The sequence below is a fragment of the Arthrobacter koreensis genome, assembly GCF_009193255.1.
In the GTDB taxonomy this organism is placed as follows: Bacteria; Actinomycetota; Actinomycetes; order Actinomycetales; family Micrococcaceae; genus Arthrobacter_B; species Arthrobacter_B koreensis.
The window spans coordinates 379,661-398,768 of record NZ_WACG01000001.1 but is presented as its reverse complement, the minus strand read 5'-3'; the positions used below and the strand labels follow the sequence as shown (position 1 = coordinate 398,768).

21 protein-coding genes are annotated in these 19,108 nt (G+C 65.9%); 16 read left to right on the top strand and 5 right to left on the bottom strand.

The window, feature by feature from the left end; genetic code table 11:
* Positions 1–122 precede the first annotated feature (122 nt).
* From GD628_RS01790 to GD628_RS01780, 3 genes are all read right to left on the bottom strand, one after another.
* Positions 123–881: an RcpC/CpaB family pilus assembly protein gene (locus tag GD628_RS01790; protein ID WP_091602842.1), complete on the bottom strand. Its 759-nt coding sequence runs from the start codon at positions 879–881 to the stop codon at positions 123–125.
* A 137-nt stretch (positions 882–1,018) separates the two neighbouring features.
* Positions 1,019–1,327, bottom strand: coding sequence for an FmdB family zinc ribbon protein (locus GD628_RS01785; protein WP_091602845.1), 309 nt, complete (start codon positions 1,325–1,327; stop codon positions 1,019–1,021).
* Positions 1,328–1,433: 106 nt separating this feature from the next.
* Positions 1,434–2,024, bottom strand: a complete 591-nt coding sequence (locus GD628_RS01780; protein ID WP_176697542.1) for a 5-formyltetrahydrofolate cyclo-ligase — start codon at positions 2,022–2,024, stop codon at positions 1,434–1,436.
* A 68-nt stretch (positions 2,025–2,092) separates the two neighbouring features.
* Between GD628_RS01780 and galU the strand changes: the two genes are divergently transcribed.
* From galU to GD628_RS01725, 11 genes are all read left to right on the top strand, one after another.
* Positions 2,093–2,995 (top strand): UTP--glucose-1-phosphate uridylyltransferase GalU, encoded by a 903-nt coding sequence (gene galU / locus GD628_RS01775; protein WP_091602851.1) that lies wholly within the window; start codon positions 2,093–2,095, stop codon positions 2,993–2,995.
* Between the two features lie 4 nt (positions 2,996–2,999).
* Entirely contained in the window at positions 3,000–3,617 is a 618-nt protein-coding gene (locus GD628_RS01770) for a GNAT family N-acetyltransferase (RefSeq protein ID WP_091602854.1), read from the top strand.
* A gap of 94 nt (positions 3,618–3,711) precedes the next feature.
* A complete protein-coding gene (locus GD628_RS01765) occupies positions 3,712–4,656 on the top strand; it encodes a hypothetical protein (RefSeq protein WP_141653640.1) in 945 nt (314 codons plus the stop codon).
* A 70-nt stretch (positions 4,657–4,726) separates the two neighbouring features.
* Entirely contained in the window at positions 4,727–5,932 is a 1,206-nt protein-coding gene (locus GD628_RS01760; RefSeq protein ID WP_091602860.1) for a phosphotransferase, read from the top strand.
* A gap of 71 nt (positions 5,933–6,003) precedes the next feature.
* On the top strand, positions 6,004–6,927 hold the full coding sequence (locus GD628_RS01755) for an N-acetylglucosamine kinase (RefSeq protein WP_152273669.1): 924 nt from the start codon (positions 6,004–6,006) through the stop codon (positions 6,925–6,927).
* Complete coding sequence (locus GD628_RS01750) at positions 6,924–7,385, top strand: NUDIX hydrolase (protein WP_152273668.1); 462 nt, start codon at positions 6,924–6,926, stop codon at positions 7,383–7,385. Before GD628_RS01755 ends, GD628_RS01750 begins: the two co-directional genes overlap by 4 nt.
* Positions 7,386–7,511: 126 nt before the next feature.
* On the top strand, positions 7,512–8,681 hold the full coding sequence (locus tag GD628_RS01745) for an ABC transporter ATP-binding protein (protein WP_400504846.1): 1,170 nt from the start codon (positions 7,512–7,514) through the stop codon (positions 8,679–8,681).
* Between the two features lie 2 nt (positions 8,682–8,683).
* Entirely contained in the window at positions 8,684–9,376 is a 693-nt protein-coding gene (locus GD628_RS01740) for an ABC transporter permease (protein WP_152273667.1), read from the top strand.
* On the top strand, positions 9,376–10,125 hold the full coding sequence (locus tag GD628_RS01735; protein ID WP_386917618.1) for an ABC transporter permease: 750 nt from the start codon (positions 9,376–9,378) through the stop codon (positions 10,123–10,125). The genes GD628_RS01740 and GD628_RS01735 overlap by 1 nt, the downstream gene beginning before the upstream one ends.
* Entirely contained in the window at positions 10,122–11,090 is a 969-nt protein-coding gene (locus tag GD628_RS01730; RefSeq protein ID WP_152273666.1) for an ABC transporter substrate-binding protein, read from the top strand. Before GD628_RS01735 ends, GD628_RS01730 begins: the two co-directional genes overlap by 4 nt.
* A gap of 138 nt (positions 11,091–11,228) precedes the next feature.
* The gene (locus GD628_RS01725; RefSeq protein WP_091602874.1) at positions 11,229–12,461 is read left to right on the top strand and encodes a pyridoxal phosphate-dependent aminotransferase; all 1,233 of its coding nucleotides are present in this window, start codon (positions 11,229–11,231) and stop codon (positions 12,459–12,461) included.
* Positions 12,462–12,496: 35 nt separating this feature from the next.
* Here GD628_RS01725 and GD628_RS01720 read toward each other — a convergent pair whose 3' ends face one another.
* Positions 12,497–12,721 (bottom strand): exodeoxyribonuclease VII small subunit, encoded by a 225-nt coding sequence (locus GD628_RS01720; protein WP_193313174.1) that lies wholly within the window; start codon positions 12,719–12,721, stop codon positions 12,497–12,499.
* Between the two features lie 26 nt (positions 12,722–12,747).
* Positions 12,748–14,019: an exodeoxyribonuclease VII large subunit gene (gene xseA / locus GD628_RS01715; protein ID WP_152273664.1), complete on the bottom strand. Its 1,272-nt coding sequence runs from the start codon at positions 14,017–14,019 to the stop codon at positions 12,748–12,750.
* Between the two features lie 184 nt (positions 14,020–14,203).
* Here xseA and GD628_RS01710 point away from each other — a divergent pair, with 184 nt between their 5' ends.
* From GD628_RS01710 to GD628_RS01690, 5 genes are all read left to right on the top strand, one after another.
* On the top strand, positions 14,204–15,028 hold the full coding sequence (locus GD628_RS01710; protein WP_152273663.1) for a hypothetical protein: 825 nt from the start codon (positions 14,204–14,206) through the stop codon (positions 15,026–15,028).
* A gap of 58 nt (positions 15,029–15,086) precedes the next feature.
* Positions 15,087–16,160 carry a 4-hydroxy-3-methylbut-2-enyl diphosphate reductase gene (locus GD628_RS01705; protein WP_091602886.1) on the top strand — a complete coding sequence of 358 codons (1,074 nt, stop codon included), beginning with the start codon at positions 15,087–15,089 and terminating at the stop codon, positions 16,158–16,160.
* Between the two features lie 144 nt (positions 16,161–16,304).
* Positions 16,305–17,414, top strand: a complete 1,110-nt coding sequence (gene ychF, locus GD628_RS01700; protein ID WP_193313173.1) for a redox-regulated ATPase YchF — start codon at positions 16,305–16,307, stop codon at positions 17,412–17,414.
* 131 nt (positions 17,415–17,545) lie between these two features.
* On the top strand, positions 17,546–18,490 hold the full coding sequence (locus GD628_RS01695) for a hypothetical protein (protein ID WP_152273661.1): 945 nt from the start codon (positions 17,546–17,548) through the stop codon (positions 18,488–18,490).
* Positions 18,491–18,517: 27 nt separating this feature from the next.
* Positions 18,518–19,108 (top strand): hypothetical protein, encoded by a 591-nt coding sequence (locus tag GD628_RS01690; protein WP_152273660.1) that lies wholly within the window; start codon positions 18,518–18,520, stop codon positions 19,106–19,108.

Here is a 19,108-nt window from a genome sequence, read left to right as displayed (position 1 = left end):
CGCTTGGGGGGACTCTCCCGAGGACGGTTCCGCCTGGCTTCTTGAACAGCGTCCGCCGCACTGGGGGTAACTGTGCCGGAGGATCCGGACCGCCACCGGCCAGGAATCCAGCCGGCCCCAGGCTAGGGGCCCGGACCCGGCACGCCCTTCGGGACGAAGTAGAGTCCGCCGCGGGCTGAGGCGACGGCCAGCTCAGGGGCGGCGGCTGCCGGGGCTGCGACCACAACGAGTTGTTCATCAGCTGCTGCGGTTGTCCCCGGCCATGACGTAGTCCCGCCGTCCGTGCCGGTAATCCACAGCACGGGCACGCCGGAGGCGAGGACAACCGGTGGGCCGGCGCCGTCGAACCCCTCTTCCGGAGTTGCCACCACGTCTACCAGGCTTCCAGGCGAGAGCAGCCGTGCCGCGGCCGGATCCGCCGGTCGAAGGGGAAGGGCAGCGGTTCCCGCCGGGGACCCGGTCAGCAGTCCGTCGCCGACCAGGACAGTTTCGCTGACCAGGCCGCCGCCGCGCACCGGCACCGCAAGTTGCCTGCCCACCGCCGTTTGAGCTTCATGGAAAGCCCCGGGCGGTACGGCTCGGGGCGGCAGGCTGATCATCCGAAGATCCCGCTGCGCGATGACATGGCCGGCGGGCAGGTCCCCTGCGGCTGCGGCAACGATTGCTGTCGCGGGGTCCGGGGGCAGCAGCGCCTCGACTGCTATGCCTGCAGCTGCAGCAGCCAGCAAACCAGCGAGAAGCCGCCGGCGCCGAACCAGGAACCGGCGAAACCTTCCCCTCGGGTGTCCGGTGCCGGGACGCAGGGGAGGAGTTTTGGAACCGGGCGCTCGGGGGCTGTCCCGCCTGCCGGGAACGCGGCCGAGCCGCCGTTTGCTGAACATGCGGCAACGCTAGGCGCGGCAGGGAACTCCGGAAAGCCGGGCGACTGGGGCCGGGTACAACAAAGGCGCCCCGGGCTCCTGTGGAGGAGCGGGACGCCTTCCTGCCGGGCCGCCGCGAACGGGAACCGGAAACGTGACTAACTGGCGGCGGGTGCCGCTGCAGATGATGCCGCAGCCGAAGATGCGGCCGGAGCAGCCTTGGGCGATTCCTTGGCCGTTTCCTTGGCGGGCACATCCTTGGAAGGGGCAGCCGGAACAGTGGATGCCGCATCGCGTGAATCCGTGCGGTAGAAGCCGGAGCCCTTGAAAACCACACCCACGCTGTTGAACTTCTTGCGCAGGTTGCCGCCGCACTCGGGGCAGACGGTCAGGCTGTCATCGGTGAAGGACTGCTGGATATCGAACGCGTGACCGCAATCCTTGCAGGCATAGGCATACGTGGGCACTCTTACTCCTCCTGAAGGGCGAAAGGAAGGCCTCAGCAGTGTCGCTGTCCGCCGAAGCGGCGGAAGGATTGGCACTCTGCGGCCTAGAGTGCTAAGTATACACCTCTCAGCGGGCTACCCGCGTATAACCGCCGGGGCGCAGGACCCCATCCACCGGTACGTCCAGGGCATCAGCGGGAAGGGTTCCCGCAGGGACGAACTCATGATCGTGGACCACGGCAACCACCGGTGCCGCGCCGCCGGCCGCCCGGTACCTGGTCAGGAAGCGGTCATAATAGCCACCGCCCTTGCCCATCCTTGTTCCGTCTTCGGAGACGGCCAGTGCCGGAATGAGCAGCAGGTTCAGTTCCATGATTTCGGGAAGGTCCCACCGGGGCCCGGCAGGTTCCGGAATCCCCGGAAAGAGGCCGGGAACCAGTGCTGCACCGGGAGTCCACGGACACCAGGACAGCTGGTGCCCCGGTTCACAGACCGGAACCACAACGGTGTGGCCGGCGTCCGCCAGCGCCCCGAGCAGTGCGGAAGTGTCCGGCTCGGTTCCCGCGGAGAGATAGCAGCTGACCATGGAGCCCGGTTCGAGGCCCTGGAGCAGGGGTGCCGCCGCGTCGGCAAGCTGCTGCGCAGACTCCCCGCCGCGCAGCTCCCGGCGCTTTTGCTTGAAACGGCTGCGGACCTGTTCCTTCATGTCGTCGGTCATTGACCTATTGTGCCTGCCGCGAGGGTACATTTGGCGCGCTGAGCGTTCACTTAGGTACTCTTACCGTCATGACCTCACGCCCTAAGATCACCAAAGCCGTAATTCCCGCCGCCGGCCTGGGTACGCGCTTCCTTCCGGCCACCAAGGCCATGCCGAAGGAAATGCTTCCGGTGGTGGACAAGCCGGCCATCCAGTACGTCGTAGAAGAGGCCGTCAACGCCGGCATGCCGGACATCCTGATGATCACCGGCCGCAACAAGCGTTCCCTCGAGGACCACTTCGACCGGGTTCCCTTCATCGAGCAGACCCTGAAGGACAAGGGCGACGACGAGAAGCTTGCCCTGGTCCGGGAGTCTTCCGAACTGGGCGAGATCCACTACCTGCGCCAGGGCGACCCGAAGGGCCTTGGCCACGCGGTATTGCGCGCCAAGCTGCATATCGGTGATGACCCGTTTGCCGTCCTGCTCGGTGACGACCTGATTGACGCCCGCGATCCGCTGCTGGAAACCATGGTGGAAGTCCAGGCCAAGACGGGCGGCTCCGTTGTCGCCCTCATCGAGGTTGAACCGGACCAGATCAGCGCTTACGGCTGCGCCGACATCTCCGTCATCGAGGGTGAAGACTACGTCCGCGTCAACAAGCTCGTGGAGAAGCCCGACGCCGCCGATGCGCCGTCGAACCTTGCCGTTATTGGCCGCTACGTCCTGCACCCCTCCGTTTTCGGCGTCCTGGAAGAAACCGGCCCCGGCCGGGGCGGCGAAATCCAGCTCACCGACGCTCTCCAGACCCTCGCGGGAACCGAAGGTGAAGGCGGCGGCGTGTACGGCGTCGTCTTCCGCGGCCGCCGCTACGACACCGGTGACAAGCTCAGCTACCTCAAGGCTGTTGTCACCCTTGCCTCCGAGCGCGAAGACCTCGGCCCGGACCTGCGCGCCTGGCTGAAGGACTTCAACACCTCCGACGAAGGCTAACTCCGTGCTGGGGTCGGCGATCTGGCCGGTGACGCTGGAAAGCGGCGACCTCGTCCTCCGGCCGATCCGCTACCGCGACCGCACCGAATGGAATTCGGTGCGGTCGCGCAATGCCCGCTGGATTGGGCCGTGGGAAGCCACGAATCCGCTGCCCGGCGGTGTCCTGCCGTCCTACGCAGGGATGGTCCGCAGCCTCAACCAGCAGGCGCGCCAGGACACAGCCCTGCCGTTCGTGATCACTGAACGCCAGGCCGGAGTGCGCAGGCCCCCGGCGATCGTGGGACAGCTGACGGTTTCCTCCATTCTCTGGGGCTCCGCCCGTATGGCGACGCTTGGCTACTGGGTGGACGAGGCACGTGCCGGCCGGGGTATCGCACCGACAGCGGTTGCGCTGGCCACCGACCACTGCTTCCGGGTCCTGGGGCTGCATCGGATGGAAATCAACATCCGTCCGGAAAACATGCCCAGCCGGCGCGTCGTCGAGAAACTTGGCTTCCGCGAAGAAGGCCTGCGGCGCCGCTACCTCCACATTGCGGGTCAGTGGGCTGACCACCTCAGTTTCGCCCTCACCGCGGAGGAAGTTCCGGAAGGGCTGCTTTCCCGTTTGCCTTCAGCCCGCTGACCTCGGGTTTTGCGCTGGATTTCCTCCTGACGTGATTCGACACACCCCTTTCCAATCCCGCGTCCGGTGAGGGTTTTCTTCTACGGTCGTAGTTGTGGACTTCCCTCTTAACAGCTCTTTGGTCCTGGCGGCAGCCGTCGGGCTCTGGATGCTGTGGGTCGCCCCTCAGTACCTGCACGGAAAGCAGGTGCCTGCACAGTCTTCCGGACGTGCCGGCACCGCCGAACGCGCGCCCAGCAGTGCCGCCACCGAACCGGACCCGAGTTCTCAGGGGAACACCATGTACAACACCAGCACCGGCGCCCAGCACACGCCGCACCTGAGAGCGGGCTCCGGCACCCCTGCCGAAGATCATCCGGCTGCTGCTCCCGGCCCCCTGAAGATCCGCTACGGACGGCTGTTCCTCGCCGTCGTGGGGCTGGTCTGCGTCTTCGCGGTGGTTGGCGGCGGCGCAGCCGCACTGTTCGGCGCCGTCTCCGGCTGGATCCCTGCCGGCGCTGCCCTCGGTGCGGCCGCCTCCGTGGTTTCGCTGCGCAGCCTCGCCGTCCGTGACAAGCGTGAACGCCGGGTCCGGCGTGCCGCCGCTGCCGCTGCCGCCACACAGGATGCCGCTCCGCAGGTTCCGCTGCGCAGCAACCCGAAGGCTGACACGGTGTTCGACGCCGCCGGCACTGACGCGGATCGCCCGGCTGATCTTCCCGCAGCTGCAGACACTGTCGTTCCCGCGGCTCCGCAGCCGAAGCCCGTTCCGCGGCTGACCGCACAGGAACTGCGCGCCGCGGCACTGGCCGAAGCGGCAAAGAGCGCCGAAGCGTCTTCCTGGGAGCCCGTGGCGGTTCCTAAACCGACCTATGTGGACGCTCCGGCGGCGCCCCGACCGGCACCGGCGCCGCTTGCTGTTCCCGCTTCACCGAAGCCCGTCCTGAAGACCCCCATCCGTCCGGTTGCCGCTCCGGCACCGGGCAGCACCGCGATCGACCCCCGGCCCGCCACCGGCATCCTGAATCTGGACGACGTCCTCCAGCGCCGCCGGGCCTAGCACCCGCGCAGTGTGCCCAGGTGGAGGCAGGCAGGCAGGCCGTCCATCCTCCGGCCGGAACCTGAGGCAGGTGCCCCCGCGGATACTGCTCGAAGGGGCTGGGCTGGCTGTTCCGCTGGCCGAACTCCTGGCTTCGCGGCGGCTTGTCCTGGACTCGTGGGTTCACGAGCGCACCTTTGACCGCCCCGGTGCCGGTGCGACGGCGCTCTACCAGGTGCGCGCCATCGACCCCGCGGGACTTCCGCTCACCCTCCACGCAGGAGCGACCACCTCTCCGGCTGCTGCTGCCGGGCCGGTGCTGCGGACCTCCCTCGACGGTGTTCGCCTGTTCCTCTGGCTGCACCCCAATGACCCATTACTCCCGGACCTGGCGTGGGCCCTTTCGGCGGCCGGAATGGCACGGAAGCTCTTCGGCTCCGCAGACGCGGATCGCGTGGAGCTGACGGTTATTGGCTACCGCCCCCTGCGGCGTGCGGTTGTCCACGCGGTGCTCGGGCGCAGGGAGGCATACGTCAAGGTGGTGCTGCCCACCCACGCCGAAGGCCTGCGGCACCGGCACCAGCTGCTGGCAGGGTCCGCGGTGCCCGCCGCCGCGCTGCTGGCTGGAGCCGAAGGCCGCAGCGCCGTCGTGCTTTCCCCGCTCCGGGGAAGGCCGCTGCTTTCCGGGCTGGCAGACGGCACCAGCACCATCACGGCAGCGGACCTTCTCCGCATCCTTGACTCCCTTCCCGCGACGGCGCTGGAACTGCAGCGCCGTCCGGCGTGGGCAGAGCGTGCACGGGCCTACGGGCGGGCCGCCACATCGGTCCTGCCACAGGACACACAGCGAATTCGCAGTATCTCCCGCGGCGTCGAATCGATGGTGGAAGGCCTCGATCCGGGACCCGTTGTCCCTGTGCACGGTGACTTCTACGAAGGAAATCTGCTGGCGGCGGACGGCAGGATCACCGGAGTCCTGGACGTAGACGGCATGGGGCCCGGACACCGCGTCGATGACCTGGCCTGTTTCCTGGGGCATCTGGAGGTGCTCGCCCGGCTGTCGCCGGAGTCATCCCTGCCGGGCAGGGTGGCGGAATACCGCCCGGGTTTCGAAGCCGCTGCGGAAGCGGCAGGCAGCTCTGCCGCGGCGCTCAATGCCCGGGCGGCCGGAGTGGCGCTCAGCCTTGTCCCCGGCGCCAGGGAAGGCCGGAAGCATGACAGGCAGTCCAACGCGGCGCTGCGGCTGGCCGCCGCCGAAGGACTGCTGGACCTGGCCCGCCGGAGCCACGGCGCCTGATCAGCCCCGTCCACTGCGTCAAATGGCCGCCCAATATCCGGTGAAGCACCTCACCTGCGTAGGCTAAAGGAATGCAATCGAGCACCAGCGCATCCAGCCCCAGCCCCGGCACGTCCATCACGGCGATCGGCCTCGACATTGGCGGCACCAAGACCCACGGAATCCGGCTGGAGGGACAGGCCGCAGTGGCAGAAGCGGTCAGTGGAAGCGCAAACGTCCAGAATGTTTCACGCGAGCAGGCGCGGTGCAATCTGGCGGAGATTTTTGCTGCGCTGGGCACCCACGGCATCACCCGCGTCATTGCGGGGTCCGGGGGAGTGGACACGGAGCAGGATGCGGCCGCACTCAGGGAACTGATCCTGGAACACGTCCCCGGAGCAGACGTGACCGTTGTCCATGACACCCGCCTGATCCTCGCCGCCGGAGAAGCTCCGGACGGGATCGGCCTCATAGCAGGAACCGGATCCGTTGCCTGGGGCATGGCACCGGACGGCACGCAGGCACGGTCCGGTGGCTGGGGCTACCTCCTCGGAGACGAAGGCAGTGCCTACTGGATTGGCCGGGAAGCCGTCCGCCACACGCTGCGCCTGCATGACCTGGGACAGGAACCGGACCGGTTGGCAGCAGAGCTGCTGCTCGCCGTCGGCGTCGAAGCCCCGGACGCGCTGATTGCACGGTTCCATGCGGACACCGGCCGCCGCTACTGGGCCTCCATGGCCCGGGTGGTCTTCGACGCGGCCCAGGAGGGCCACGCACCCAGCCGCAGCATCATTGCCACAGCCGCCCGCGACCTCGCGTCCCTGGTGGCCGACGTCGCAGCGAGGCTGGGCATCAGCGGCCCGGTGGTGGTGGGCGGCGGAATCGGGGTGCACCAGCCGCTGCTCCAGGAACTGCTTCTGGCCGGCCTGTCCGCCCGCGGACTGGGCGACATCCGCTTCCTCAGCCAGGACCCCGTATTCGGCGTGCGGTACCTCCTGCAGGGCGAAACAGCATGAGCGAGCGCGGTTTCGATGTCCGGGTTGGCGCCTATGCCGTAGTGGTCCGGGACGGGCAGATCCTGCTTGCGCACTGGAACCAGCACGGCAACTCCGCCTGGACGCTGCCCGGCGGCGGACTCGAATACGGAGAGGACGCTCCCACCGCTGCGGTACGCGAGGTCCTCGAAGAAACCGGCTTCACCGTGGAACTGCAGGACCTGCTGGGTGTGGACAGCCACTTTGTTCCCGCCGAGCGCCGGATGCGCGGTGAGGGACGGATGCTCCACGCGCTGCGGGTGATCTACCGGGCCCGGGTTACCGGAGGCAGCCTGGTGAACGAAGCGGCGGGCAGTACCGACGAGGCAGCCTGGTTCCCGCTTGCGGAAGTGACGGGTCTGGAAAGGGTGGGTTTGGTGGATGTGGCGCTGAAACTACTCGAAGCCGCGCCCGACGGCGGTACGGCGCCCCTAAGCTAGGGGCGTAAACCAAGCATCCGCTGGACTCAGGTGCCGGAAACCACATAGCTTAATTCCACGGCTTGTCAGCATACTGCCGTTTCTTGCCCGTATGCGAGACCGTCGCACCCAACCACGGAGGCAGCCATGTCCATTCCGGACGCCACAGAGGCTCGGCAGGATTCCGCCGAGCCCATGATCCGCTTCCGCGGCGTGACCAAGTCATACGGGGACACGGAGTCCGCCGCCGTGGAGAATCTCTCCCTGGACATCGCCAGGGGAGCCATCACCGTATTCGTGGGTCCTTCCGGCTGCGGCAAGACGACGTCCCTGCGCATGATCAACCGGATGGTTGAACCGACATCCGGCACCATCCATGTTGACGGCAAGGACGCAGCGGGGATCGCGCCTTCCGCGCTGCGCCGCTCCATGGGATACGTCATGCAGTCCTCGGGACTGCTCCCGCACCGCTCGGTCCTGGACAACATTGCCACCGTCCCCCGCCTCAACGGAGTCCCGCGGAAGCAGGCCCGTGAGCGGGCGGCGGAACTGCTCGACGTCGTGGGCCTGGACCCAGCCATGGGCAAGCGCTACCCCGCGCAGCTTTCCGGCGGCCAGCAGCAGCGCGTAGGTGTGGCCCGCGCCCTGGCTGCGGACCCTCCGGTGCTGCTGATGGATGAACCGTTCAGCGCCGTCGACCCCGTGGTCCGCAGCGAACTGCAGCAGGAGCTGCTGCGGCTGCAGCGGGACCTCGCCAAGACCATCGTGTTTGTCACCCATGACATAGATGAAGCGACAATCCTGGGCGACAAGGTCGCCGTCTTCGCCGTCGGCGGCCGCCTGGCCCAGTACGACAGCCCGGAAGGAATCCTGCGCGCTCCGGTTGACGACTTCGTCGCCGGCTTCGTGGGACGGGACCGCGGTTTCCGGCACCTGGGCTTCCAGCCCGGCGCAGGGGTTCCTGTGCATCCCGTCCAAACCCTGGACCCGGCTGAGCTGGCGGATCCCGCCGTTCCGGTTCAGGGCGGCTGGGCGCTGGCAGTTGACGACGGCGGACGGCCGCTGGGCTGGGTGCCGGCCAGCAGCCGGGAAACGGTCACCTCTCCGGGCCAGCTGGTGCCCGGCGGATCACTGCACCGCCGTGGCGAGAGCCTGCGCAGCGCCCTCGACGCGGCGCTGTCCTCCCCGTCGGGACTCGGCGTCGTCGTGGATGACAACGGAGCCGCCGTGGGCATTGTCCGCGCCGGAGAAATTTTTGAACTGATCGAGGCTGCCCGGCTGCGCCGCGGCAAGGCACTGCACGGTTCGGCGGTCTGAGCATGGACTGGTTCTGGTCCAACACGGAGATGATCTCCCGGCTGACCGCACTGCACCTGTTCCAGGCCGTGGTGCCGCTGCTGCTGGGCCTACTGATCGCCGTGCCGCTGGCACAGTTCGCCCGGCTGCACCGGTTTGCCGGGGGAGCGATCCTGGGGTCCTCGGCGATCCTCTACACGATTCCGTCCCTGGCCCTCTTCGTCCTGCTGCCGGTGATCCTCGGAACCCGGGTCCTGGACATCACCAACGTGGTGGTGGCACTCACGATCTACGCCGTCGCCCTGCTGGTGCGCTCCACCGTGGATGCGCTGAACTCGGTGGACGACGACGTCCGGCAGGCCGCCACGGCCATGGGCTACCGTCCGCTGCGGCGATTTTTCGCCGTGGACCTGCCGCTGTCCCTGCCCGTCCTCTTCGCCGGCCTGCGGGTGATCTCGGTGTCCAACATGTCCCTGGTGAGCGTGGGAGCGCTGCTGGGCATCGACAGCCTCGGCCGGCTGTTCATGGACGGCCTGTACCGGAACTTCCCCACCGAAATCGTGATCGGCATAGCACTGATCCTGCTCCTGGCCCTCGTGCTGGACCTGGTCCTGGTGCTGGCCCAGCGTCTCCTGACCCCCTGGAGCCGGGCCGTGAAGCGCGGCGGACCGAAGCTGCCGCTCAACACGGTTGAGGCACGGACGGCGGCCGGCTGATGGATTACTCATCTGACAACGTCCTGGTCCAGATGTTCGAGTGGCTGACCGCCGAGAGTTCCTGGACCGGCACCGGCAGCATTCCGCAGCGGATCCTGGAGCACCTTGGCTATACCGCGCTCGCCGTCGGAATCGCCGCCCTGATTGCCGTGCCGCTGGGACTGTACATCGGGCACACGGGCCGCGGGCGCGTCGTCGTCGTTTCCGGAGCGGGGATCCTGCGCGCCCTGCCAACGCTGGGGCTGGTTTTCCTCTTTGTGCTGCTGGCCGGGATCGGGCTGATGCCGCCCATCTGGGCGCTGGTGCTGCTGGCCATTCCGCCCCTGCTGGCAGGAGTCTATGCCGGGATCTCTTCCGTGGACCGCACCGTCGTGGACGCAGCGAGGGCCATGGGCATGACCGAGCTCCAGATCCTTTTCCGGGTTGAACTGCCCAACGGATTCAAGGTCCTCTTCGGCGGATTCCGCGCCGCCGTGCTGCAGGTGCTGGCCACTGTCTCGGTGGTCGCGTTCATCTCCCTGGGCGGGCTGGGCGTGTACCTGATCGAGGGAACCCAGCTGCGGGACAACGGGCGCCTCTTCGGAGGCGCGCTGCTGATCGCGCTGCTGGCCCTCGCCGTTGATTTGGTGCTGGCGGCCGTCCAGCGCCTCGCTCTTTCGCCGGGGCTGCGCAGCAGAACCCGGAAACCGGCCAACCACCGCCGCCGTCAGCCATCCCCTGCCGGCCTCGCAGAAGGAACAACAGCATGAGAACTCTTACCCGTCCGGGCACCCGGAAAACCCTCACCGGTGCCGCAGGCCTCACCACGGTCCTGATGCTCGCCGCATGCGGTGCCAATTCGGATCCGCAGAGCGTTGAGTCATCCTCCGCGCCCACCGGCATCGAAGACTCGGCGACCCTGATTGTGGGTTCGGCCGACTTCCCCGAATCCCAGATCATCGCCGAGATCTACGCCGGCGCCCTGAACGCCGAGGGCATCCAGGCCAGCACGCAGCCCGGCATCGGTTCACGCGAGATCTACTACCGTGCGCTGGAAGACGGATCCGTCCAGGTCATTCCGGACTACACCGGAAACCTGCTGCTCTTCGCGGACACCGAAGCCACTGCACAGTCCGCCGAAGAGATCATGGACGCGCTTCCGGATGCTCTGAAGGAAGAGTCGCCGGACATGAACATTGCGGTGCTGGACCCCGCCAAGGCTGAAAGCAAGGATGCCCTGGTAGTCACGCAGGCGACCGCCGAGAAGTACAGCCTGACCTCCCTGGAGGATCTGGCCAAGGTCTGCGGAGAAATCACCATCGGCGCACCCACCACCTTCCAGGAACGCGCCTACGGCCTGCCCGGCCTGAAGGAAAAGTACGGCTGCGAGCCGGCCGGCTTCGAAGCCATCAACGACGGCGGCGGCGAGGCCACCCTGCAGGCACTGTTGACCGATAAGGTCCAGGCAGCTGACATCTACACCACCACGCCCTCCATCGAGGAGAACTCCCTGGTAGTGCTCGAGGACCCGAAGAACAACTTCATCGCCCAGCAGGTTGTCCCGCTGGTCAACCTGGATGCCGTCAGCTCCGAAGCCCAGGACGTGCTCAACAGCATCTCCGCTGTGCTGACCACCGAAGACCTGATCTCCCTGAACCAGGCAGTCTCCGGGGACCAGAAGCAGGATCCCAAGGACGCAGCCAAGGCCTGGCTGGAAGAAAAGGGCCTCGCCTAGGGTTCTTCCGTCCCGGATAGGTCCCTCACTTCCATCGAGAGGCCAGTTACGGCTCCAATCGTCCGCGAAAGGAGCCGTGACTGGCCTCTCGGCGTAGTGGTTGGGGAGGGACGGAGGCGGTTATGGCATTCTGTGTAGATGGCCGAATTCACCCAGTCCCAAAAGCTCCATAACGTCCTCTATGACATCCGCGGGCCGCTCCTTGAGCACGCGCAGCGCATGGAGGCGGCGGGACAGCGAATCCTGAAGCTCAACATCGGCAACCCCGCCCCGTTCGGGTTCGAGGCGCCGGAAGCGATCCTGGTGGACATGATCCGCCACCTGCCCACAGCCCAGGGGTACAGCGATTCCCGCGGCATCTTCTCCGCACGCACAGCCGTTGTCCAGTACTACCAGGGCCGCGGCATCCAGAACATCGATGTCGATGACGTGTACCTGGGCAACGGCGTCAGCGAACTGATCACGATGTCCCTGCAGGCGCTGCTGGACACCGGCGACGAAATCCTGGTGCCAACCCCGGACTACCCGCTGTGGACCGCCTCGGTGTCCCTGGCCGGCGGCACCGCCGTGCACTACCTCTGCGACGAGGAGAACCACTGGTGGCCGGACATCGCCGACATGGAAGAGCGGATCACGCCGCGCACCAAGGGCATTGTGCTCATCAACCCGAACAACCCCACCGGTGCGGTGTACCCCGAACACGTGCTGCGCCAGATCGTGGACCTGGCCCGGAAGCACGGCCTGATCATCTTTGCCGATGAGATCTACGAAAAGATCCTGTACGACGGCGCGGTGCACATCAACGCGGCCTCCCTCACCGGGGACGACGTCCTTTGCCTGACTTTCAGCGGCCTGTCCAAGGCCTACCGGATTGCCGGGTTCCGCAGCGGCTGGATGACCATTTCCGGCCCGAAGCGTGCGGCCGCGGACTACATCGAGGGCATCAACCTGCTGGCCAACATGCGCCTGTGCGCCAACGTTCCGGCCCAGCACGCCATCCAGACCGCGCTTGGCGGCTACCAGAGCATCAACGACCTGATCCTGCCCGGCGGCCGGCTTAAGGCGCAGCGCGATCTTGCCTACAAGATGCTCAATGACATTCCGGGCGTCAGCGTCGAAAACGCCGAGGGTGCGCTGTACCTCTTCCCGAAGCTGGATCCCGAGGCCTACCCAATCGAATCGGACGAGATGTTCGCGCTGGACCTGCTCAAGCAGCAGAAGATCCTGGTCTCGCACGGCACGGCGTTCAACTGGATCCGGCCTGACCATTTCCGGATGGTGACGCTTCCGGCACTCGAGGACATCGAGGATGCCATCTCCCGCCTGGCGGAGTTCCTCAGCACCTACAAGCCCGGTACCTCCAAGCCGTAACCTTCGGTCCTGCTGCCGCCCGCGGCAGCAGGACGTCAGGCTTCGCGGGCTGCGCGGGCAGCCTCGAGGCGCTCCCGGGCGCCCTCGAGCCAGGACTCGCAGCGGGTGGCCAGCGCCTCACCCCGCTCCCAGAGAGCGAGTGACTCCTCGAGGCTCGCTCCGCCGGCCTCCAGCCGGGTTACCACGGCCACGAGCTCGTCGCGTGCCTGCTCGTAGCTCATGGCCTCGATGTCGGCCGGGAGTGCTGCTGTTTCATTCATGGTGTTCTCCTCCAATGGAAAGTCGGTTAGCGGTGTCCGGTGGCAACGGCGCCGAGCTCCCCGGCGGCCACGCGGATGCGCAGCTGGGCGTCGGTCTCAACTTCCGCGGCGTCCCGGACAACGGAGCCGTCTGCGAGCTGCACCACGGCATAGCCCCGGTCCAGGGTCTTCTGCGGTGAGAGTGAGCGGACCTGCGCGCGGAGGTAGCTGATCTTGTCTGCATCGCGCCGGACCTCGGACCGCATCGCCGAGAACGCGCGGTCCCGGAGCCGTGCCACGTCCTCGGCCCGGGAAGCGAGCATGGTTTCCGGAGCGGAGAGGACCGGGCGGGTCCGGATGTGGGCCAGCCGGTCTGTTTCCCGGCTGAGCATGAGCTCCATGATCCGGCGCAGCTGCGAGCGTGCCGTACCGATCCGCGAAAGCTCCTCGCCGACGTCGGGCACAACGCGCTTCGCCGCGTCCGTGGGAGTTGACGCGCGGAGGTCCGCTACCTCGTCCAGCAGCGGACGGTCAGCCTCGTGGCCGATGGCGCTGACCACTGGAGTCTGCGCAGCGGCAACCGCCCGGATCAGATCTTCATGGCTGAAGGGCAGCAGGTCCTCCAGGGACCCGCCGCCGCGCGCAATGACAATCACGTCCACTTCCGGCATGGCATCGAGGGAAGCGAGGGCCCGGGTCACTTCGGCAACGGCGTTCACGCCCTGGACCGCAACCTCCCGGACCTCGAATTCAACGGCGGGCCAGCGCAGTGCAGCGTTGCGCATGACGTCCTTCATGGCATCCGAGTTACGGCCCGTGATGAGCCCAATCCGGCCGGGGAGCAGCGGCAGCCGCTGCTTGCGGGCTGCCGCGAACAGGCCCTCGGCGGCGAGTGCCTGGCGAAGGCGTTCGATCCGGGCCAGCAGGTCTCCCAGGCCCACGGGCCGGATGTCCCTGGTCTGCATGGACAGCCGGCCGGTCTTCACGTAGAAGTCCGGCTTGATCAGTGCCACCACCCGGGCGCCGCGCTCCAGTGGAAGCTCCAGGCGGTTCATGACCGTGCTCCACACCGTCAGGGACAGGGACACCTCGGCATCGACGTCGCGCAGGGTAATGAAGGAGGCGTTCGAACGGCGGTTCAATTCAATGACCTGGCCCTCAACCCACGCCGCCGGTGCGCGGTCAATGTAGGCCTTCAGGTTCTTGGACAGCAGCGCCAGGGGCCACGGATTCTCCGGGGAGGTCAGGGCTGCCGTGGGCGCGAGGGCGTTTCCGGTATCCGTCTGGTCCGGATCCTGTGCTCCTGCGGCATTCTGCATGTTTCGAACTCCTGTTGGTCCAGCGCCAGGCCGGTCCTTTGCGGCGCCGGTCCTAAGGTTATTGTCTATCAGGTGCCTGGGACACATCGTGTCCGCTGCTCCCGGACCGTGGACAACGGTCTTCGGGTCAGGCCCTTGTGTCCCTGCCGGGCTGCCCGGCTCCGCGGAAAAGATTTGGGAAACTATGCGCACTTTCGGTTCGGCAATCCTGGTCCTTCTAGCACTCGTGCTCTCCGGGGCCGCAGTGGGCAGCGTCTGGCTGGCGCAGAACGTCGTATCCGCGCAGGGATTCGCCCAGCTTGCCCAGCCGCTGGGTGAAGACGAACCGTTCCAGGCCCAGCTGTCCACAGCGGTAGCGTCCCAGGCGAGTGCCGCGGTGACCGACGGCCTGCCGGACGGGCTGGTTTCCCTGGTCGAACCAATCATTGAGCGGGTGGTTTCCGGGTTCCAGGATGCGCCGGGCTACCCCGAGGCCTGGACCCAGACGCTGGAGCGTTCCCACACCGCTACATTCGATGCCGGGACGCCCACCCTGGACCTCGGCCCGCTCCTGACCCTCGTCAACGCTCAGATCGCCGGTGAAATCGGTACCGAACCGGCTGACGCAGGGGAGCGGCTGCTGACGGTTTCCGGCCAGGACCGCAGTGCAGAACTTGAAACCATGGTGCGCTTTGCCGATTCCTGGCCGCTGCTGGCCGCCGCTGCCGTGCTCGCCGCCCTGCTCGGCCTGCTTGTTGCACGACGCCGCTCCACGACGCTCGCGCTGACCGGTGCGGGCCTCGCTGTGCTCGCCGGAGTCCTGTGGCTGGCCTCGGGAGCGGCCGGACGGGTTGTGGAGGGACAGACGCCTGCGAACCCGGTAGCTTCGACGTTCGTGGACGGTTTGGTTCCTCTTGCGCAGGCGAGCTTCCAGTCCTGGCTGCTGGTGCTGCTGATCGGCGGGGGAGTGGCCTTTGTCCTGGGACTGGTGCTTCGCCTGACAGCCGGATCCCGCCGGGATGTGCGCTGACAGCGGACGTGCCAGTTCCGGCTCGGGGGTCCGTCCCCCTACCGGCTAGCATGGAGTCATGACCAGCACAGCCGTTTCCGTGCCGATGCCCACCGTGCCACGCCGTCGCCGCAGCCCCGAAGAGGTTGCTGCCGCTGCGCCGGTGTCCGGAGCGCGCCGGGTCCTGCTCGCGGCGCCGCGAGGCTACTGCGCCGGTGTCGACCGTGCCGTGATCGCCGTCGAAAAGGCACTGGAACACTACGGCCCGCCCGTCTATGTGCGCAAGCAGATCGTGCACAACCTGCACGTCGTCAGCACGCTGGAAGAACGCGGCGCCATCTTCGTCGATGAGACGGACGAGGTGCCGGAAGGCTCCCTGCTGATCTTCTCCGCCCACGGTGTCTCTCCCGCCGTCGTGCAGTCCGCGGAGGACCGCGGCCTGCGCACCATCGACGCCACCTGCCCGCTGGTGACCAAGGTCCACCGGGAAGCCGTGCGCTTTGCCCGGGACGACTTCGACATCCTGCTCATCGGACACGAGGGACACGAGGAAGTCGAAGGCACCTACGGTGAGGCGCCGGACCATATGCAGATCGTCAACGGACCCGAGGATGTGGACAAGATCGAGGTCCGGGACCCGGATAAGCTCATCTGGCTTTCGCAGACCACCCTGTCCGTGGACGAAACCATGACCACGGTGAAGCTGCTGCGGGAGAAGTTCCCGAACCTGCAGGATCCGCCCAGCGACGACATTTGCTACGCCACCTCCAACCGCCAGGCCGCGATCAAGAAGATTGCGCCGGATGCGGACCTGGTGATTGTGGTTGGTTCCGCCAACTCCTCGAACTCCGTGCGGCTGGTTGAGGTGGCGCTGGAATACGGTGCCAAGGCCTCCTACCGCGTTGACTTCGCCAACCAGGTGGACGAGTCATGGTTCGAAGGCGTCTCGACCGTGGGCGTCACATCCGGTGCTTCCGTTCCGGAGAACCTGGTCCAGGACGTGCTGAACCTGCTGGCCGAATACGGCTACGGGGACGTGGAGGAAGTGGTGACGGCGGAAGAGGACATCATCTTCTCCCTGCCCAAGGAAATCCGCGCCACGCTCAAGGCCATGGGGGACTCTTCCCGGGGCCTCGGCGGCCGCCGCTCCTAGCTCCGCCCGTTCCCCTCGCCATCCATATGACAGAAACTGCACGTATCGAAGCTGAAACGTGCAGTTTCTGCCATTTCGATGCGGGGGAGCCGCGGAAATCGCCCCGGTTCGGCTCAGCCGGGCTGCCCCGGTAAGATTTCTACCGTGGCTCTTACTATTGGCATCGTCGGCCTGCCCAACGTCGGCAAATCAACCCTGTTCAATGCGCTGACCCGCAACAACGTTCTGGCGGCGAACTACCCGTTCGCTACGATCGAGCCGAATGTCGGCGTCGTATCCCTGCCGGACCCGCGGCTCGCCAAGCTTGCCGAGATCTTCGGTTCAGCCCGCATCCTGCCCGCAACCGTGTCCTTTGTGGACATTGCCGGCATCGTGAAGGGTGCCTCCGAAGGTGAAGGCCTGGGCAACCAGTTCCTCGCCAACATCCGCGAAGCCGAGGCCATCGCCCAGGTTATCCGCGTCTTCGACGATCCCGATGTTGTCCATGTGGACGGCAAGGTTGATCCCCGCTCGGACATGGAGACCATCAACACCGAACTGATCCTCGCGGACCTCCAGACCCTGGAGAAGGCCATCCCGCGCGTGGAGAAGGAAGTCAAGATCAAGAAGCGCGACGCCGCGCAGCTGGCTGCCATGCAGGCCGCACAGGCTGTGCTTGAGCGCGGAGACACGATTTTCTCTTCCATTGAGAAGGACAAGCTGGACATGGACCAGTTGCGCGAACTGAGCCTGCTGACCGCCAAGCCGTTCATCTACGTCTTCAACGTTGACGACGCCGTGCTGTCCAACCCGGACCGCCAGGCTGAGCTGCGCGAACTCGTTGCCCCCGCCGACGCCATCTTCCTCGACGCGAAGCTTGAAGCCGACCTGGTGGAGCTTGACGAAGAAGAAGCCCGCGAAATGCTGGAGATGAGCGGACAGGAAGAGTCCGGCCTGGACAAGCTGGCCCGCGTTGGTTTCCACACCCTCGGCCTGCAGACCTACCTCACCGCCGGTCCCAAGGAAACCCGTGCCTGGACCATCCACCGCGGCGACACCGCCCCCCAGGCTGCCGGCGTCATCCATACCGACTTCCAGCGCGGCTTTATCAAGGCCGAAGTTGTCTCCTTCGACGATCTGGTTGAGGCCGGCTCTATGGCCGAGGCCAAGGCCCACGGCAAGGTCCGGATTGAAGGCAAGGACTATGTGATGGCCGACGGCGACGTGGTGGAGTTCCGTCACGGAATAACCTCTGCAAGCCAGGGTAAAAAGTAGCTGATCGCAGCTGCAACGCCCACGCCTCATATACGCTAGTCTGTCCGGGGCGTGCGGCCGTCACACAAGACAGTCGTCATGGGGCGACTACGTACTTTGAGTTTGACCAGAAATGGTCAAGTGGGGGATCGATGACTTCTTACGGCTATCGTGTTGGACTTTTTCATGTAACGGAGACGCGCCGCAACGACCCGCTTGACATGTCCTTCCTAATCGGAGGCCGACCGATTGGTGAACTAATCGCCGAAGAACTTAGGTCGATAGTTGGACTGGGCGAGCGCGACGAGAAGCGCTCCACCTATTTCTCACTGGACTCCTTGCGGCAAGCTGGATGGCTTTTCCGGATGTATGGGTCATCGGGCACCTTCGGGAGCGCGGCGCGCGTGGTCGACACGAACACGCACCAGCAGGTCGATGGCAAGGACATCGGTGAGGACGAGGCTGTATTGAGGGCAGCGCGCATTTTGGCGGTGGTGCCCCCCAGCGAGAAAGTTTTTTTGGCGGCCTTCGAGGTCCAGGGCAACGGCAGTTTGATGACACACTTTTTCAATGCGCTAGATAAGGGTCTACGCAAGTACATGCTCACGCTCCGAGGCGAACATGACATCGCCGATGGTGTTGGGTGGGAGAATTATCTGAGCCGGGATGACGTCGGTATTCAGGGTGTGGATCTAATACAGCACGGTGACGCAGTCGACGGGGCCCTGGTTGACCCGGCCGGCGTCCGCGGACTCAGGCTGTACCTGAACATTGATCCAGGAGGGCAGAAGGCAGGGCGGATATTGCGGGAACTCAAGACGCTCCTGTCAGGTCACCCCAGCATTGACCTGGCGCCTGTGCTGGGCGTCCACGCCGACGGCTTTGACGAACAGAAGATCGTCACGGTTAAGGACGGCAAGCAGCGAACGATCAACGTCACATCTGGTTGGCCACGCTTTGTCTACCCCATCGACGAGCAGAGGCGTCCGAGCGACCAGGACTTCGAGGGTGCGTGTCACGATGTACTGGAGGAAGTCCTCGAGGTAAAGGGAGTTGTACGGGACCCGGGATGGTGGGCGGTCGGACCCTGGTCCTAGACTCATCGCTAAGCGAAGGAGGGAACCATGGGCCGCGAAGCTGACCTAGCGAGATTCAGCTTGAAGCAGCTGTTTAGTCAGGTGCTTGGAGGGCTTCGGCGTACTGAAGCAAGCCATATCGCTTGGCCGACTCGGATGGTCGTGTTTGTCGTCCCAGTCGCAGCGGGGATCTTTTTTGCTGTCTTCGGCGGGCCTCTAACCCAACCCACGCTCTCTGCAATGCTGAGCGGCAGTGGCCTTCTGGTCGGGTCGATGCTGACGTCCTTTGTGTTCCTTGCAAACTTGCGGATCAAGATGTCCGAAACGGTTAGCCTCAAGCGCAATGGCCGCCTCGCCAGAATGGTAAGTCAGACCGCGGCTGCCTCCCTTTACATTTCCTTTCTCGCGCTCTGCATCGTCGGAATCGTTGTCACTGCCCTCGTCCTAGGAGGCACCTTGCACACGGGGTGGCTCGGTCGTTTCGGAACCACCCTCATAATTGCTCTTGGTCTGCACATCGTCCTGCTTTTCGCTACAGTGGTACGCCGTCTATTCGGCGCATACTTCGAGGTATTCAGGACCGACTATACGCAGGCATCCCTGGCTGCGTTCCGTGAAGGCGATAAGGAAGCATCCTAG

Bases quoted from the DNA above. Each gene is read 5' to 3' on its own strand.
- GD628_RS01790 (WP_091602842.1), bottom strand. From the start codon at position 881: ATGTTCAGCAAACGGCGGCTCGGCCGCGTTCCCGGCAGGCGGGACAGC.
- GD628_RS01780 (WP_176697542.1), bottom strand. From the start codon at position 2,024: ATGACCGACGACATGAAGGAACAGGTCCGCAGCCGTTTCAAGCAAAAG.
- galU (WP_091602851.1), top strand. From the start codon at position 2,093: ATGACCTCACGCCCTAAGATCACCAAAGCCGTAATTCCCGCCGCCGGC.
- GD628_RS01755 (WP_152273669.1), top strand. From the start codon at position 6,004: ATGCAATCGAGCACCAGCGCATCCAGCCCCAGCCCCGGCACGTCCATC.
- GD628_RS01750 (WP_152273668.1), top strand. From the start codon at position 6,924: ATGAGCGAGCGCGGTTTCGATGTCCGGGTTGGCGCCTATGCCGTAGTG.
- GD628_RS01745 (WP_400504846.1), top strand. From the start codon at position 7,512: ATGTCCATTCCGGACGCCACAGAGGCTCGGCAGGATTCCGCCGAGCCC.
- GD628_RS01740 (WP_152273667.1), top strand. From the start codon at position 8,684: ATGGACTGGTTCTGGTCCAACACGGAGATGATCTCCCGGCTGACCGCA.
- GD628_RS01735 (WP_386917618.1), top strand. From the start codon at position 9,376: ATGGATTACTCATCTGACAACGTCCTGGTCCAGATGTTCGAGTGGCTG.
- GD628_RS01730 (WP_152273666.1), top strand. From the start codon at position 10,122: ATGAGAACTCTTACCCGTCCGGGCACCCGGAAAACCCTCACCGGTGCC.
- GD628_RS01725 (WP_091602874.1), top strand. From the start codon at position 11,229: ATGGCCGAATTCACCCAGTCCCAAAAGCTCCATAACGTCCTCTATGAC.
- GD628_RS01720 (WP_193313174.1), bottom strand. From the start codon at position 12,721: ATGAATGAAACAGCAGCACTCCCGGCCGACATCGAGGCCATGAGCTAC.
- xseA (WP_152273664.1), bottom strand. From the start codon at position 14,019: ATGCAGAATGCCGCAGGAGCACAGGATCCGGACCAGACGGATACCGGA.
- GD628_RS01710 (WP_152273663.1), top strand. From the start codon at position 14,204: ATGCGCACTTTCGGTTCGGCAATCCTGGTCCTTCTAGCACTCGTGCTC.
- GD628_RS01705 (WP_091602886.1), top strand. From the start codon at position 15,087: ATGACCAGCACAGCCGTTTCCGTGCCGATGCCCACCGTGCCACGCCGT.
- GD628_RS01695 (WP_152273661.1), top strand. From the start codon at position 17,546: ATGACTTCTTACGGCTATCGTGTTGGACTTTTTCATGTAACGGAGACG.
- GD628_RS01690 (WP_152273660.1), top strand. From the start codon at position 18,518: ATGGGCCGCGAAGCTGACCTAGCGAGATTCAGCTTGAAGCAGCTGTTT.